The following is a 15048-nucleotide window of genomic DNA, read 5'->3' on the forward strand; positions in this document are numbered from 1 at the left end:
AAGGAAGCCGCAAATCATTACAGAATGATTTATAAAGGTGATCTTACTCGCCATAAATCGTTATATAGTAATATTAGCTTACTAGCTGAGGGAGTGAGGACATATGCCGATGAACAAGGCCTGTAATGATGAGTTTTTTCAACATGGGAATCGAAAGGTGTCAAGGCTGCTTAAAGGTAACGTTCTATTGCTTCCCGTCTGTGTATTTCTGATGCTCCTTGCTGCTGGGTGTAACAGTACAGGCCCTAAGGATGATCATCCGCTGGAGAATCAACCGAAAAGCGCATCCATCAGCATCGTCATTTCCAGTCTCGGGATGACGTTCCCTGCCGGGATGGACGAGAATGACAATCCGTATCTGAATTACATTGAAGAGCGCACGGGGCTTGAGATCGGAGTTAATCTTCCGCCGCCTGAGGTATACAACGAGAAGCTGGATGTCATTATGTCCTCGGGCAACTTGCCGGATATGCTTCATACGTATGAACCAGTTTGGTTCGACAATTATGTCAAGCAAAAGGCATTTATGCCGCTGGATGAGTTAATCGACAAGTATGGTCCCCATCTAAAGGAGAAGATTCCGCCGGAGGTCTGGGATCGGGTTCGATATGGCGGTAAAATCTACGCGGTTCCGAGCTTGAATGAGGTGACTGGGGCAGAGCTGATGTATGTCCGAAAGGATTGGCTTGATCGGCTTGGTCTGGAGCCGCCCGAAACACTGGACGAATATTACGAAGTCATCCGCGCCTTTACGCTCGATGATCCGGACGGCAACGGCGTGCAGGATACGATCGGCCTTACCCTGACATCGAAATTAGGCAGGTCTTCCCCGTTCTTCGGCGCCTTCGGAACGCAGCGGAATACATGGTTTGAACGGGACGGGCAGCTGGTGAACGGAAGCATTCTGCCTGAAACGAAGGAAACCCTCGCGTTTTTTGCCAAGCTGTATCAGGAGAAGCTGCTCGATCGGGAGTTTCCTTTAAACCTGCAAAATAATCTGTTCGAGAAGATAGAAAATGGCACGGTGGGCCTCTTCTCCGCAGCATGGTACGACACGCGGGGGCCGATTGCGGCCAATATGAGCAAAGACCCGGAGGCTGTATGGATGCCGCTTCCGTATCCCACGGGACCGGACGGATTTAAAGGGGTAGAAGGCAAGGATATTATCCGCGGTTACAATGTCATTCCCGCTGAATCGGAGAAAGCAGCCGACGTGATTAAGTTTCTGGACTTTATCGCCAGCGACTATAAGACGCTGAAGCTCGGCTTCGAGAACGAAATCTGGCGTTGGGAGGACGGGGCGATCGTTACGGATTTTGCGCTTCACGACAAGCATTTGTACCGTGGCATTTACCAGTCGCTTGTTGATGTGCCGGACCAAATGCTGTTTAAGGAGCGGCTTGACTCCCTAGGCGATTTCAATCTATACAACAACTTGCAAATGATTAATCAGCATATCGTTCCTAACGCATTCTACGGAGTTCCCACACCTGCCATGACGAAGTACAGCAATAAGCTTAAAAATCTGGAGGACGTGTTTACGAAGATCATTATGGGGCTGGAACCGCTGGATGCCTTCGATGACTATGTGGAGAGGTGGAAGGAAGAAGGAGGAGATGAAATCACGAAGGAAGTGAATGAATGGTACTCCAAACAATGATGTCGGCCGCCAAGGGAGGGGGGACTCGAATGATGGCGTTGATTCGCTGGGTCCGGGATCGGTTTTCGCAAAATATTCAAACCCGCTTGACCGGTTATTTTCTGCTGATCCTGCTGCCGCTGGTCATCATCAGCCTGTTTGCGGTGGAACGGTCCCGGGATATTCTCTATGAACAGGCAGTTGAGCGGACGGAGATGGCACTTTCGTCAGCGATGAATCATTTTGATCTGGCGCTGCAAAACGTAGAGGAAATATCCACTTTGATTGCAAGCGACCCTGGAATGAATGAGCTGCTGAACAAAAACAGCACCAACTTCTCCCCTCATTCGATCGTGGATTTCTCGGATATATTGGATCAGTTATTGAATTCCGTTTCGGTGAACCGGTTTGTATCCCAAATTTCGGTGTATCATCCGGCGTCCAGCAGGTTAATCTCTACTCATTATGGCGTCAAAGAGCTGACGGGTGAGACGCAGCGGGAATGGCTTGTTGAAGCTGCCCGGAGGAACGGAACGGGGATTTCCTACGTGATGTCGGAATCCCCAGTGGCGGAGGGCATCACTTTTGGCCAGATGACGAATACGGACAGCGTCTCCTTAATCCGGGCCATGGATCTGTACAACAGCGAGCGGCAGTCGAATCTGCTGGTGGTGTCTTTTAACAAGAGCAAGCTGTTAAATATCATCAAGACGCTGCTTCCCTCCGAGAACAGTCGTATCGCCCTGTTGAACGAAAAGGGACAAGTGGTGGTGGAGACAGGCAGAAAATACGAGGATAACATTTCCCACAAGGATATGACCGTAGCGATTGACTCGGATTACTCCGCATGGCGCCTCGCGCTGGTGCAGCCGAAAAGTGAGCTGTACGAAGAGACGGATCAGCTGCGCCTGTTCACGGTTGCGATCATCGGGCTGAGCATCCTGCTGGCCATCATTATTTCATGGGTGGTTTACAGCGGAATTGCCTCACCTGTGTTGAAATTGTCGCGCGGGATGAAGCGGCTCAGCAGCGGGGAGCTGAATATTCATGTCGATACCAAGCGGAAGGACGAGTTCGGCTTTCTCATTCAGTCGTTTAACAAGATGGCCGTCGTACAGAAGCATCTGATCGAGGATCATTATGAGCAGCAGCTGCGATTAACGACAACGGAGCTGAAGTTTCTGCAATCCCAGATCAACCCGCATTTTCTGTATAACACCCTTGATTCGATTTATTGGACGGCCAAAAACTACGATGCGGATGAGATCAGCGAGATGGTGATGAATCTGTCGAAGTTTTTCCGGTTGAGCCTGAACAAGGGCAGGCAGGTGTTCACGATTGAGGAGAGCATCACCCATCTGCACTACTATTTACGAATTCAGCAGCTTCGTTTCATGGACAATTTCACCGTGGATTATCACATATCGGAAGAGAGCAAGGACGTTCCGCTCCTCAAGCTCCTGCTCCAGCCTTTGGTGGAGAATGCGATCATTCATGGCATGGAGGGTAAATCCTCAGGTGGGAGCCTGGTCATATCCAGTCGGATCGAAAAGGGGCAGACCGTGGTCATTAGCGTACAGGATAACGGGCCGGGGATTAGGGAAGAACGGCTGCGTTATATCCAGCATGAGCTGGAGATGATGGGTTCCCGCAGTGTGCCGGCGTCTTCTCAGGATGAGGACCATGTAAAGGATCTGTTCGGCCTTCGGAACGTGCTGAGCCGAATGAAGCTGTATTATGGCAGGGAAGCCCAACTCACGGTTCACAGTGTCTCAGGCGAAGGCACAACCGTCACGATTTCCATTCCGCTGGATCGCTGCAAGGAAGTTAACCTGAAGTAGGTATTCATATATAGATCGCTCAAAAGGGGAGGACATAAATGAATCTCATGATTGTGGAAGACGAACCCCGGCTGCGTAATGCACTGGCTTACAATATCCCTTGGGACAAGCATGGAATTGAAGTGGTCGGTATGGCGTCCAATGGCATCGAAGCCCTTGAGCTTGTAAGCCGGAAGAAACCGGATATTATGCTGATCGATGTGCAGATGCCTGAAATGGATGGACTGACGCTCCTCGGCGAGCTGCGAAGCCGGCAGGACATCAGTCGATTGACGAAAATGATCATCCTGAGCGGGCATGATAATTTCGAGTTCGCGCAGCTGGCGCTGGAATACGGGGTGTCCAAATATTTACTGAAGCCTGCCGGCGAGGAGGATATTCTCGAAGCGGTGCTTGAAGCGAGGCAGCAGCTGCGGGAGGATTTGGAGCAGTGGCAGCGCAAGGCGGCGTTGGAACAGAAATGGAAGGACAATCTTCCGCACCTGCAAAATCTCTTTTTTATCCAATGGGTGAGCTGCAAATATACCAAACAGGACGTTCTTAGCAAAAGCAAGGAACTATATATTCCGTTGAAGGAGGACGACCGCATTGCGGTGGCCGTGGTGGACCTGGACCCGCTGCCGGAGCATGAGACCCGGTTTCAACGTGGGGATGTCGAGCTGCTGCAGTTTACGATGCAGTGCCTGGCCAAGGAGCTATTGTCCCATCCTTCCCGCTGGATCACATCGGATTCCGGCAATATGCTGCTGATGGTGTTGATCGTGGAGGAAAACCAGGACGCCAAGGAGGCCATGCTGCGACTGAATGCGGATGTATCCAAGCTGCTCTCCCAGACGAAGGAAGTGCTGAAGTTAACGGCAAGTGCCGGCATCTGTGCTTCGATCGGCGCGATTGAAGATATGAGCCTGCTGTATGCGCAAGCCTGCCGGGCGCTTCAAGACCGCGTCGTGTACGGACACGATCTTGCGATTCCTTACCGTGAACAGCTGAGGCGGGATATCCAGGGCGTGATCGTGCAGCAGAATCTGGAGAAGACGCTGGAGATTGCGCTGGAAACGGCCGACGAGACGAAAGCCCTGGAGGCGCTGAAGGGGTTATGGGAAGAAGCCTTCTCCAGATCCGAATCCTCGGACGAATTTCATGAGGCGGTTTTATACATGAACAGCTTCTTTACCCGGATGATTCAGAAGCAGGGCTGGACAGTAAAAAGAGTCGTCGGTGAGGATATCGAATATTTTCATAACGTCAAGCTGCTGAGCACCAAAATGCAAACCTGGTCGCTCTTGGAGCGAACGGTGAAGCATATCGTCTCCTTTATGAGCGAGCAGCGGAAAACGACGAGCAATCAGGTGGTGAAGGATATTCTGAACCTGCTCGAGGAGGAGATGGACCAGGAAATTACGCTGCATACGGTGGCGGACCGGCTCTACGTCAATTCTTCCTACCTCAGCCGGTTGTTCAAGCAGGAAATGGGGGTTGTCTTCTCAACCTATGTGCTGGAACGCAAAATGGAGCGCGCCAAGTCGCTGCTGCAGGAGGGACTCAAGGTGTACGATGCCGCCCGGCTGGTCGGGTACCGCGATGTCAGTTATTTCACCAAGGTGTTTCGGAAGTATTGGGGGGTGAATCCGGGGGAGTTTAAGGGGTGAGGATGCGGGAGAGGCTGTACGGCACTGCTTTACACACCTGAAAGCCGCTCCGCGGTCGTATCGTTCCTCCAATCGCTGTTGTCGCCGAATTTCCGGAATGATGATGACAGAGGAAGAAATTCGGCTCCAAAGGCGACCACTATCGTTTTTCCGAGATCGATTCGCCCTCTCCGCTGGTTCGGTGAGGGTCCAAACCACCCAAAAGCCTCCCCCTTGAGGTTGGGGAAAGGGAGAGATTGAAAGCCCGCTGCGCGGTCGTATCGTTCCTCCAATCGCTGTTGTCGCCGAATTTCCTGGAATGGATGTTACAGAGGAAGAAATTCGGCTCCAAAGGCGACCGCTACGCTTTTCCGGAATCGATTCGCCCGCTCCGCTGGTTCGCGTGGGTTCAATCCACCCAAAAGCCTCCCCTTGAGGTTGGGGAAAGGGAGAGATTGAAAGCCGCTCCGCGGTCGTATCGTTCCTCCAATCGCTGTTGTCGCCGAATTTCCGGAATGATGATGACAGAGGAAGAAATTCGGCTCCAAAGGCGACCGCTACGCTTTTCCGGAATCGATTCGCCCTCTCCGCTGGTTCGGTGAGGGTCCAAACCACCCAAAAGCCTCCTCCCCTTTGGGTGGGGGGAGAGGGGAAGCGCAGCGCGGCAGAGCCTGCGCAGTACATAAACTAACCAAACGAGCCGTTCGGGGCATCCATCCCGAACGGCTCGTTTGCTATTACCCCCAGCCTAAACCATCGGCAGGGCGGAAGTAATCACCCGCGCGGTATGGTTGGGGGTGATGTACGGAGGCCAAGGTCGGTGCAGAGCAGACGAGGCCTCGCTATGGCGACGAAGCAGGGCAACACCGTGCTTCGAATGCCAACATCATTCTTGAGCAAGCTTCAACGGAGCAGGCGGAATTGTTCTGGAGAAGCGGCAGCGGTCCCCTGAAAGCTTTCCTCTGGAAAGCTAGCTTCGGAAGCATAAGCCATCCCCGGATTTCCACTTTATCTATCCATTCAGAAGAAATCCGGGGGTAACAGGGATCGGAAGAACAATCCGCATGCGGAGTGCTGAACCATCCTCTTTTTTCGATGTGGGTTCAAAAGGTGCAAATGGTCCTAGGAGTTTTGAAAGCAAAGGGTTTGAATTTCAGTTATGAATTTCGGTTGGCAACGGTGGCCGATCCTCACAAGTTAACATCGCATGAAACACCCACCGCAACCTCATGGCACATTTACTGACGTCCAAGCCTCAACACAACATCATATTACCATAAATAGTAATGATCCTCGCCTACTCAGTCCCTCCTCCGGGAATTACAATTTGTAGTAACCAAGGAGATTGAATCAATAGAAAGGGGGAGACGAGTCGATGAAACCCACGATAGAACCATCGCCGGCACCGTATAGAGAGATGAAGAAAAAACGAGGTTACTGGGGCCGCTTAGGGTCGGACATATGGAAAGAGTGGGATCTTTATCTGCTGCTCGTACCGGGCATCTTGTTCATTTTACTGTTCAAATACACGCCGATGTACGGCATTACGATCGCATTTAAGGATTTCAACATCTTCACCGGATTTGCCGACAGCCCGTGGGTGGGATGGAAGCACTTTGAGAAGCTGTTCACGTCACCGGATTTTGCTCAGGTATTCAAAAATACGGTCATCATCAGCTTCCTGAAAATCGTGATCTTGTTTCCGCTCCCCATCATTATCGCCCTGATGCTCAATGAGCTGAGGAATATGGTATTTAAACGCACGGTGCAAACCGTCATCTATTTGCCGCATTTCCTGTCCTGGGTAATTGTTGGCGGATTGTTTATCGATATCCTCTCAACGAACGGAGGAATCGTCAATAAAGTTTTGGTATCCCTGGGCATGGAGCAGATTGCGTTTTTCCTGGATAACAGCGTGTTCCGAGGCGTGCTGATCACCTCGGCAGGCTGGAAGGAAACGGGCTGGAGCACGATCGTGTATTTGGCAGCGTTTACAATGATCGACCCGATGCTGTATGAAGCGGCGAAGATCGACGGGGCCGGACGATGGAAGCAGCTGTGGCACATAACGCTCCCGGGGATCGCCCCGATTATTGTCCTGATGTTCATCCTGCGTCTCGGAAACGTGCTGGAAGCGGGAACGGAACAGATTCTCGTCATGTACAATCCGGTCGTGTACCAGGTGTCGGATGTCATCGGAACCTATGTATACCGGCAGGGTCTCGGGAACCAGGATTACAGCTTCTCGACCGCGGTTGGTTTGTTCGAAGCCGTAATATCCTTCACATTGGTCATCATGGGCAATGCCATGAGCAGAAAATACTTACAGCGCGGAATCTGGTAAAGAAAGGGTGGCGCAAATGGATCACAAAAAAGCTTTGGAAGGAACAAACACCACCCGAGGTGTCATCCAAACATCGTTTTCGGAAAAATGCTTCTCGGTATTCAATTATGCTTTTTTCATCTTGATGGGTTTAACGACCCTGCTTCCTTTCATGAACCTGATCGCGAAATCCTTGAGCAGCGAGGGAGCCGTCATATCGGGCCAGGTTGGACTGCTCCCGGTCGGGGTTCAATTCGAAACGTACAAGTATGTGCTGCAGGATTCCATGTTCTTGAATTCGCTCAAGGTATCCATTTTTCTGACGATCATCGGAACAGCTTGCAGTTTGTTTCTAACCACGCTGACGGCTTATCCGTTGTCCAAATATCGGCTGCGGGGACGAAAAGGGCTGCTGTTGATTTTCGTATTCACGATGCTCTTTAGCGGCGGATTGATTCCGACTTACCTGCTCATGCAGAATTTGAATCTGGTGAACTCCTTCCCGGTGTTATTCCTGCCGGCAATGGTGAACGTGTACAACATGCTCATCATTAAAAACTATTTCGAGGGGCTTCCGGATGAGCTGGAGGAGTCCGCCAAGCTGGACGGCGCGGGGAATATCCGCATCCTGGTCTCGGTCATTGTGCCGCTCTCGCTTCCCGTCATGGCAACGATTGGATTATTCTTTGCAGTCGCTTTCTGGAATGACTATTTTGCGGCGATGATCTACATTACCGATCCGGCAATCAAACCGATGCAGCTGTACCTGAAGGAACTGCTGGTTTCGTCCAGCGGGGACTTCCTGAAGGATAATGTCGACGCCGCGATTAACGCAACGCCGCAGTCCATTCAAGCTTCCTCGATCCTGCTGGCAACGATCCCGATTTTGCTGGTGTATCCATTCCTGCAAAAGTATTTTGTCAAAGGCGTGCTGGTAGGTTCGGTTAAAGGATAGGGTCATCCGGCCTTACTTTATAAAGGTGGTGATGCGCTTCGTATTGCTCAGATGGCAGAATTCATTGAATTTCTCAATCACAAGGAGGGTTATCCATGATCAAGATTAAAAAATCCGCGGTACTGGCCGGGATTCTCGGATTCACGCTGGCACTGTCCGGATGCGGCGGCGGGGGAGGCGGCACGACGGACACGCCGGCGGCTCAACCATCGGACACACCGGCAAGCACCCCGAAAGATGAGGGGAACAAAGACACAACGGCCGAAAAACCGGGTCTGCGCATGATCATGCAATATGGATTGTTTGATCCGAAGACTGAATATGTGGCCAAGTACATCCAGGAAAGAACCGGATTCAATGTGGAATACGAACTGCTGCCGGCTGAGAACGCGGATGAGAAGCTGAACCTGCTCGTATCCAGCAAAGATAACTATGATTTGGTGAAATTGAATGCAGCCCAGTTCTACAATCTGGCCTCTGCGGGAGCGCTCGAGCCGATCGATGAGCTTTTGGAATCCCACGGCAACTATATTAAGCAATCCATCAAGCAGGAATCCTTCGGCAGTGCCACCATCGACGGGAAGATTTACGGCATTCCTGAAACTGGGGCTGGCGTAAGCATTGGGGAGGAATTGGTAGTCAGACAGGATTGGATGGACGAATTGGGACTGTCCATGCCGACCACTGCCGATGAGCTTTACAATGTGCTTAAAACGATCAAAGAGAAGAAAAAGGTAATTCCGCTCACCATGAGCAAGGATTCCCTGTACGGTGATATCGCCACGACATTCGGCATTTTGACGGATTGGAAAGAGGTTGACGGCAAGCTGGTGCATCGTGCCGAGCAGCCGGAGATGAAAGAATACATTACCTTTATGAACAAACTGTATAAAGAAGGCCTACTGGACACCGAAACACCGATCAATACTGCCCAGAAGTCCATCGAGAAATTCTCGGGCGGCAATGCGGCCATGTATAAGTTAGCATGGTGGAATGCTGGCACGACGATTGCTGCGCTGGAGAAAAACTTCCCGGAAGCCAAAACGTCCATCATTCCTTATCTGAAAGGCAAGGACGGCAAAGCCGTGGTCGGGGCAAAAGCGAATACCACTTGGTATGTTGCCATTCTGAAATCCTCAAAGAATAAGGAAGCCGCCATGGAATTCCTGAACGCGAAGCTGGAGCCGGAGACATTTAAAGGCATCGCGCTGGGTAAAGAGGGCGTCCATCATGAAGTGAAGGACGGAAAGTACTATCCAATTCTGCCGATCTTTAATGATGAATTGAACAATGCAAGCAGCTTCCTGACAGGGGTAGACGAAGAGAAGTACCCGATCTACTGGCAGGCACGCGTGCGTAAGGATCCGATTTTGCAAGCGCATTTCGAAGCCTTCCAGAAAAATGCCGAGGGCATTATCGTAGTGGATCCGATGTCCACCGCACCGCCAATTGAAGCTGTATCCAAAAACCTGCTGAAATTGACGACCTTGCTCGATGACAATGTGCTGCAATTCATTTCCGGAGCGAAGCCGATTGATGCTTACGATCAATTCCTGGCTCAATGGAGAGCCGAAGGTGGAGCCGATATGGTGACCGCAGCAAATGAATGGTTCCAATCCACGAAGTAAATGACCTAAACGAAAAAGCAGTCTGCGCAAGCAGCTGCTTTTTCAAAATTCGTAAAGGGGGTGACTGTTGAATTTATATTCACGTGATCGTTCATTCTGAATAAAAGAAGGGTGGTATTCCTTGATGTATCGTTTATTTCGCAGGCGGATCGCGCTGCTCCTCAGTTTGTCGCTGATCGTATCGCTCATCGTGCCGATTGGTTCCTCCGCGTTCGCGGATAACGAAATTGCCCCGGCTCAAAGCGCGGTTCCCGACCCGGTTACGCTGGTCTCCCAAGACGGAGACAGTCTGGAATTCACGGATATCAACGTGGCAGGCGACGCCCTGGAGAGCAAAAATGACTACTTGGCGCTGTACACGAGCGGCGCTTCGGTTACGGGCTCCGTGTACACCGATGAGGTATGGGTTCCCACGCTTCATGTGGCGGTCTCGGTGGATGCCGGCGGTCAAGTACTGGACATTCTCGGACCGGACGCCGATCCTCCGACGGCCTGGGATCCGGGCACGCTGCTGCCGATTCCGGCCGGCGGTTATGTCGTCGTGGCAGGCGGCACGTTTCCGTGGGAGCAATCCGCTTTTCAAAAGCCTCTCTTTAATCAAAACAAAACAGGAGATTCGGTGAAGCTGATGCGCGCGGGCGTCGAAGTGAGGGCAGCCGATTACCTGCCGGATCTGCCGGGGCCTGGGCCGGATCCGCTGCCGCCGGAGCTGCATCTGCTTACGCCAAACGATGCGACCGTGGATATCCCGGTGATTGAGATTGCGGGTTTTGTGGCGAACTATGCCGAGGACCTGGATTTAAGCGTGACCGTCAATGGCGATGAAACGGCGCTTACGGCGGATGGGGTGTTCCGCACAAATGTGTATTTGGAGCCGGGCCCGAACGCAGCTGAGGTAAAGCTGTTTAAGGGAGACGGCGAATTGGCCGTTCAAACGCTGAACATCGTGTACGAACCGATCGAGAACCAGGATTATATTGAAGTCGAGGCGGCTCCGAAGGATATTACGATCGACATCGAAGGTCCGCGCAAGAAGCTGGATTACGTCGATAAGGATGTCACGGGCGTGCCGAACATCGTGGCGGTATTTACGAGAGATTACGGCAGCTCCATCACGATTCCCCAGACCAATGTGGCCGTGCAGGTGGATGCCAACAACCGCGTATTGCTGGTGGTCAATCCTTCGATCAACGGCAAGCCCCCGGTTTGGACCGGACCGACCGATCTTGAAATTCCCGAAGGCGGTTATGTGCTGATGGCACAGGACAACAGCTATGCAGGCAACAACATCAAGCGGTATTTGGCCGAGAACTTTAAGGTCGGCGACATGATCAAGCTGCGCAAGAACGGGGAAGTGGTTCAGGTACGCGACATCATGAGCGGCAACGGCCTCATTGCACGGCTCACGCTGGATAACCAGACGATGTACACCGTAACGGAAGGCAGCACCGCCATCACGGGGCGCATCGACAACATAGACGATGTTGCGGCGATCAAGCTGCTGGTGAACGGGAACGAGATTCCGTTTGAAGCGGATGGCACCTTCACTCATAATTATACGTTAACGAACGGCACCAACTATATCGAAGTGAAAGTGATGAAGAATGACATCGAGCAGGATGTGCGTCATTTGGCCGTGTTTGCCAGACCTGGTTTTTCTCCGGAAAAAGAAGTCATTCTCTGGGTGGACCAGGCATCCAATGCGAGAAAGTTCAAAACCAGCGAGGATGTTTTGGCATTTCTGCAAAAAGCCAAGGAAACGGGCGTGACGTCGGTCGCGTTTGACGTGAAGGGCGTTGAAGGCTATGTTTCGTACAAAAAGAACGATTTGACGGGCAGACCTTACGTCAGCGAGATCAAGGCACCCGAAAAGGCGGGGGCAAGTCCGGATCTGGATCTGCTGCAGGAGTTCATTGACCATGGCCATGCCCTGGGATTAGAGATCCATGCGGCGATCAACGTGTTTGCCGAAGGATCGATCGCCCATAACGAGTATGCGGTTCTGAACGACCACCTCGACTGGGAAGAACGCGTGTATTTCCCTGAAAACAACGGCGAGATCAAGCGTCTGCGCGAAAGCAAAAAGCAGGGCCTGGTTGCCTTTGTCAATCCGTCCAATGACGAGGTCCGCGATTACCAGCTTAGAACGTTCGAGGAAATCATCAAGAACTACGACGTGGACGGGGTTGTCCATGACCGAAGCCGGTATGACAACGAAGGGGCCGATTTCAGCGACGAAACCCGCGTGAAATTCGAGCAGTTTTTGCAGGCCCGGGGCAAGCAGCTTGTCAATTGGCCAAACGATATCTTCTCCTATGAAAACAATGTAAGGGTATACGGCCCGCTGATTCAGGACTGGTGGGAATTCCGCTCGGGCACGATTCAGAGCTTCTTCGGCGAAGTGAAGGCGCTGGTGGATTCCTATGAAGTCTCAGAAGGCAGAAAGATCGAGGTATCCTCTTATGTAGGATCCTGGTATGAGACGTATTATCTAAACGGCGTCAACTGGGGCAGCAAGAACTTCCGGTTCAATCCCGCACTCGGCATGCCGGACGAGTCGGTGTATACGGAGGAATATTACCAAACCGGATACATCGAGTATTTGGATTTTCTGATGATCGGGGCTTATCAAACGACCAGTCAGGAAATCCAGAAATACATTACGCTTGGCAATATCGTAACGAACGGGGAAATTCCGCTGTATGCAGGCATTGCCATGAACAACGTGCAGGCGCCGGCCGTCCAGCGCGAAGTGTTCCAGGCGGGGCTGAAGTCCACGAACGGATTGATGCTGTTTGACGCATCCCAGGTCAACTGGCCGATCGCGGCGGCTGCTCTCCAAGATAAGGAGTGGGTGAAGGATTACCAGCTCGGCATGAGCTTGCCGGGAAGTCCGGATTCGTTCCTGGAAGGCAATTTCTATAATATCAACCGGATTGAGGGCAACGTTAATGTGATGACGGAAGCCTTCGGATACTCCACGGGCACGAATCGCTTTGGGGTTGAAGTGGTGGTTGACAACACGGGCCACGTGACCCGGGTGGTCAACCGGAACCAAGCGATCAATTGGAGCTGGGGAGCGCCGGAAGAGAATAACAGCGTTATTCCGCAGGGAGGCTTTGTCATTTCCACCCTGGACCCGTCAGGCACGAGAACGCTGCGTCAGCTTGTGGCCAATGCCTACAATACCGGGGATCAGGTTCGCTCAGCCGTATTAAGCGGGCTGATGGATGACGAGGGCAAAGAGACGCGCGACAGCCAGCTTGCGCTGCAAGGGCTGGTGGAAGTTCTCGGACCCGGCCAAGCGGCCGTGAAGGTGAACGGTGCCGATGCGACCCTGTCGGCGAAAGGTGAATTTACAGCTAATGTGCCTCTGCAAACGGGCGTCAATTCGATTACCGTGGACGTGTTCGTTGACGAATTCAAAACGAACAGCAAAACGTTCGAGGTAATCCGGACCTCTACGGGAGACGGCGGATCCGATCCAGGTTCTCCGGGTGGCGGTTCCGGTTCACCCGGTGGAGGATCGACACCACCACCTCCTAAGCCATCGGAGCCCGAGCGCTTGAGCATCAAGAAAGAGACAGCACCGGGCGGTGGGACGGTCATCGTAGCGGATGCGAGTGAGAAAGGCATGCTCGGGGACGTGGAACGGCTCAGCAAGCTGCCCGCGGCATCACGCGTGCTTACGTATTCGGTGACCGACGCTTCGGATTCCGTTGTTCTTCACTTGCCGGTTCAGGGGTTGAGCGCTGCTGTGAAGGACCTGCCGGGGGGCTCCATCGTGTTGGAATCCTCCCAAGGCCGATTGGAAATTCAGCTGCAGTCGCTAACGGAAGCTATGCAACAGCGGGGGACGGCGGAAAGTCTGCAAATTCGCATCGGTTTAGCTTCGAAAGAAGAAGAGGATCGGGTGAAGGCAGCGTTGGAGGCCGGAGCCTCCGTACTGGATGCATCACTTTCCATAAACTTGGCTTGGAAACAGGGAGATACGTTAACTGCGTTGCCGGCGCTTAAGGGACCTTATGCTAAGTTTACCAAGGGACTATCCAGTGTCGTCAGTCCATCCCAAACGACGGTGCTGCGGATGGATCCGGCATCCGGCAAGCTGGTCTTCGTACCGGCGCTCATTCGCACGTCGAACGGCAAATCCCAAGCGGAGTTTAAGTGGAGGGAAAGCGGCGTTTACTCCGTTGTTTCCCAAGAGAAGACATTTGAGGATTTAAGCAGCCATTGGGCCCGCGAGGACATTTCGCTGCTGGCCTCGAAACAATTGATCGAGGGATTAAGCGATACGCATTTTGGTCCAAACGAGACGATCACGAGAGCGCAATTCACGGCGATGCTCGTCCGTGCGCTAGGATTGAAGGATGAGGGAGATCATGCGAGCTTCCAGGATGTGAAGGCAAACGATTGGTATGCAGCCGCTGTTGCTACGGCAGTGGAGCATGGACTTATCGAAGGCTTCAGCAATGGAACGTTCCGTCCGAACGAGGAGATTACCCGTGAGCAGATGAGTGTCCTGCTGCTCCGTGCACTGAAGCTTGCCGGTACGGATATGGAGACAGGAGATTCGGACTCCATATTGGAAGGATTTAAGGATCGCGAACGCATTGCGTCCTGGTCCGAAGAGGCCGTGTCGGCCATCGTCAAATCAGGGTTGATGGAAGGACGTTCTTCTGACCGGTTCGTACCGGAAGCCCATTCTACCCGGGCTGAAGGCGCAGTCGTATTAACCCGAATGCTGCAGATGGCAGAATTCATTAACCGTTAAAGCTAAAGACCCGTTCGATCCTATCGAACGGGTCTTTGTTATGTACCAGAGAGTTGTACATAACAATCAACAGTATCAGTAAGCAAGTAGAAGTGAGTTAGAAGAACCAACTAAATCTAATTCCAACAGCTATAAATAAAATGATCCAACCCCACAGAACCCATAATCGAAAAGGACGCGGGATAATTAAATATTCCGAATACAGTTTGAGTATAATCTTCAATTTAATCACGTCCTTTTTTGGACTCATGCACATTCTG

The 15048-nt window shown here is 52.1% G+C and carries 8 protein-coding genes; 7 read left to right on the top strand and 1 reads right to left on the bottom strand.

Annotated features, from left to right (window positions below; all coding sequences use genetic code 11):
- Positions 1–103: 103 nt before the first annotated feature.
- From OHJ21_RS00565 to OHJ21_RS00575, 3 genes are read left to right on the top strand one after another with little or no spacing between them, the layout of a single operon-like run.
- Positions 104–1660, top strand: coding sequence for an extracellular solute-binding protein (locus OHJ21_RS00565; protein WP_486019156.1), 1557 nt, complete (start codon positions 104–106; stop codon positions 1658–1660).
- A 29-nt stretch (positions 1661–1689) separates the two neighbouring features.
- Positions 1690–3480 carry a sensor histidine kinase gene (locus OHJ21_RS00570; RefSeq protein WP_486019157.1) on the top strand — a complete coding sequence of 597 codons (1791 nt, stop codon included), beginning with the start codon at positions 1690–1692 and terminating at the stop codon, positions 3478–3480.
- 38 nt (positions 3481–3518) lie between these two features.
- Positions 3519–5129 carry a response regulator transcription factor gene (locus tag OHJ21_RS00575; protein ID WP_486019158.1) on the top strand — a complete coding sequence of 537 codons (1611 nt, stop codon included), beginning with the start codon at positions 3519–3521 and terminating at the stop codon, positions 5127–5129.
- A gap of 388 nt (positions 5130–5517) precedes the next feature.
- Here the strand turns inward: OHJ21_RS00575 and OHJ21_RS00580 are convergent, their stop codons facing one another.
- Positions 5518–5727, bottom strand: coding sequence for a hypothetical protein (locus OHJ21_RS00580; RefSeq protein ID WP_486019159.1), 210 nt, complete (start codon positions 5725–5727; stop codon positions 5518–5520).
- A gap of 756 nt (positions 5728–6483) precedes the next feature.
- Here OHJ21_RS00580 and OHJ21_RS00585 point away from each other — a divergent pair.
- From OHJ21_RS00585 to OHJ21_RS00600, 4 genes are all read left to right on the top strand, one after another.
- Positions 6484–7452 (top strand): ABC transporter permease, encoded by a 969-nt coding sequence (locus OHJ21_RS00585; protein ID WP_071222838.1) that lies wholly within the window; start codon positions 6484–6486, stop codon positions 7450–7452.
- 16 nt (positions 7453–7468) lie between these two features.
- Positions 7469–8386 carry a carbohydrate ABC transporter permease gene (locus OHJ21_RS00590; RefSeq protein WP_076320516.1) on the top strand — a complete coding sequence of 306 codons (918 nt, stop codon included), beginning with the start codon at positions 7469–7471 and terminating at the stop codon, positions 8384–8386.
- Positions 8387–8481: 95 nt separating this feature from the next.
- Entirely contained in the window at positions 8482–10014 is a 1533-nt protein-coding gene (locus OHJ21_RS00595; RefSeq protein WP_326112529.1) for an extracellular solute-binding protein, read from the top strand.
- 124 nt (positions 10015–10138) lie between these two features.
- Complete coding sequence (locus OHJ21_RS00600; protein WP_486019160.1) at positions 10139–14788, top strand: S-layer homology domain-containing protein; 4650 nt, start codon at positions 10139–10141, stop codon at positions 14786–14788.
- Positions 14789–15048 lie beyond the last annotated feature (260 nt).

This window comes from Virgibacillus sp. LDC1 (assembly GCF_025792345.1).
Lineage (GTDB): Bacteria > Bacillota > Bacilli > Paenibacillales > Paenibacillaceae > Paenibacillus_AQ > Paenibacillus_AQ lautus.

Excerpts from the sequence above, each read along its gene's own strand:
- OHJ21_RS00565 (WP_486019156.1), top strand. The coding sequence starts at position 104 with ATGCCGATGAACAAGGCCTGTAATGATGAGTTTTTTCAACATGGGAAT.
- OHJ21_RS00585 (WP_071222838.1), top strand. The coding sequence starts at position 6,484 with ATGAAACCCACGATAGAACCATCGCCGGCACCGTATAGAGAGATGAAG.
- OHJ21_RS00590 (WP_076320516.1), top strand. The coding sequence starts at position 7,469 with ATGGATCACAAAAAAGCTTTGGAAGGAACAAACACCACCCGAGGTGTC.
- OHJ21_RS00600 (WP_486019160.1), top strand. The coding sequence starts at position 10,139 with ATGTATCGTTTATTTCGCAGGCGGATCGCGCTGCTCCTCAGTTTGTCG.
- OHJ21_RS00575 (WP_486019158.1), top strand. The coding sequence starts at position 3,519 with ATGAATCTCATGATTGTGGAAGACGAACCCCGGCTGCGTAATGCACTG.
- OHJ21_RS00570 (WP_486019157.1), top strand. The coding sequence starts at position 1,690 with ATGATGGCGTTGATTCGCTGGGTCCGGGATCGGTTTTCGCAAAATATT.
- OHJ21_RS00595 (WP_326112529.1), top strand. The coding sequence starts at position 8,482 with ATGATCAAGATTAAAAAATCCGCGGTACTGGCCGGGATTCTCGGATTC.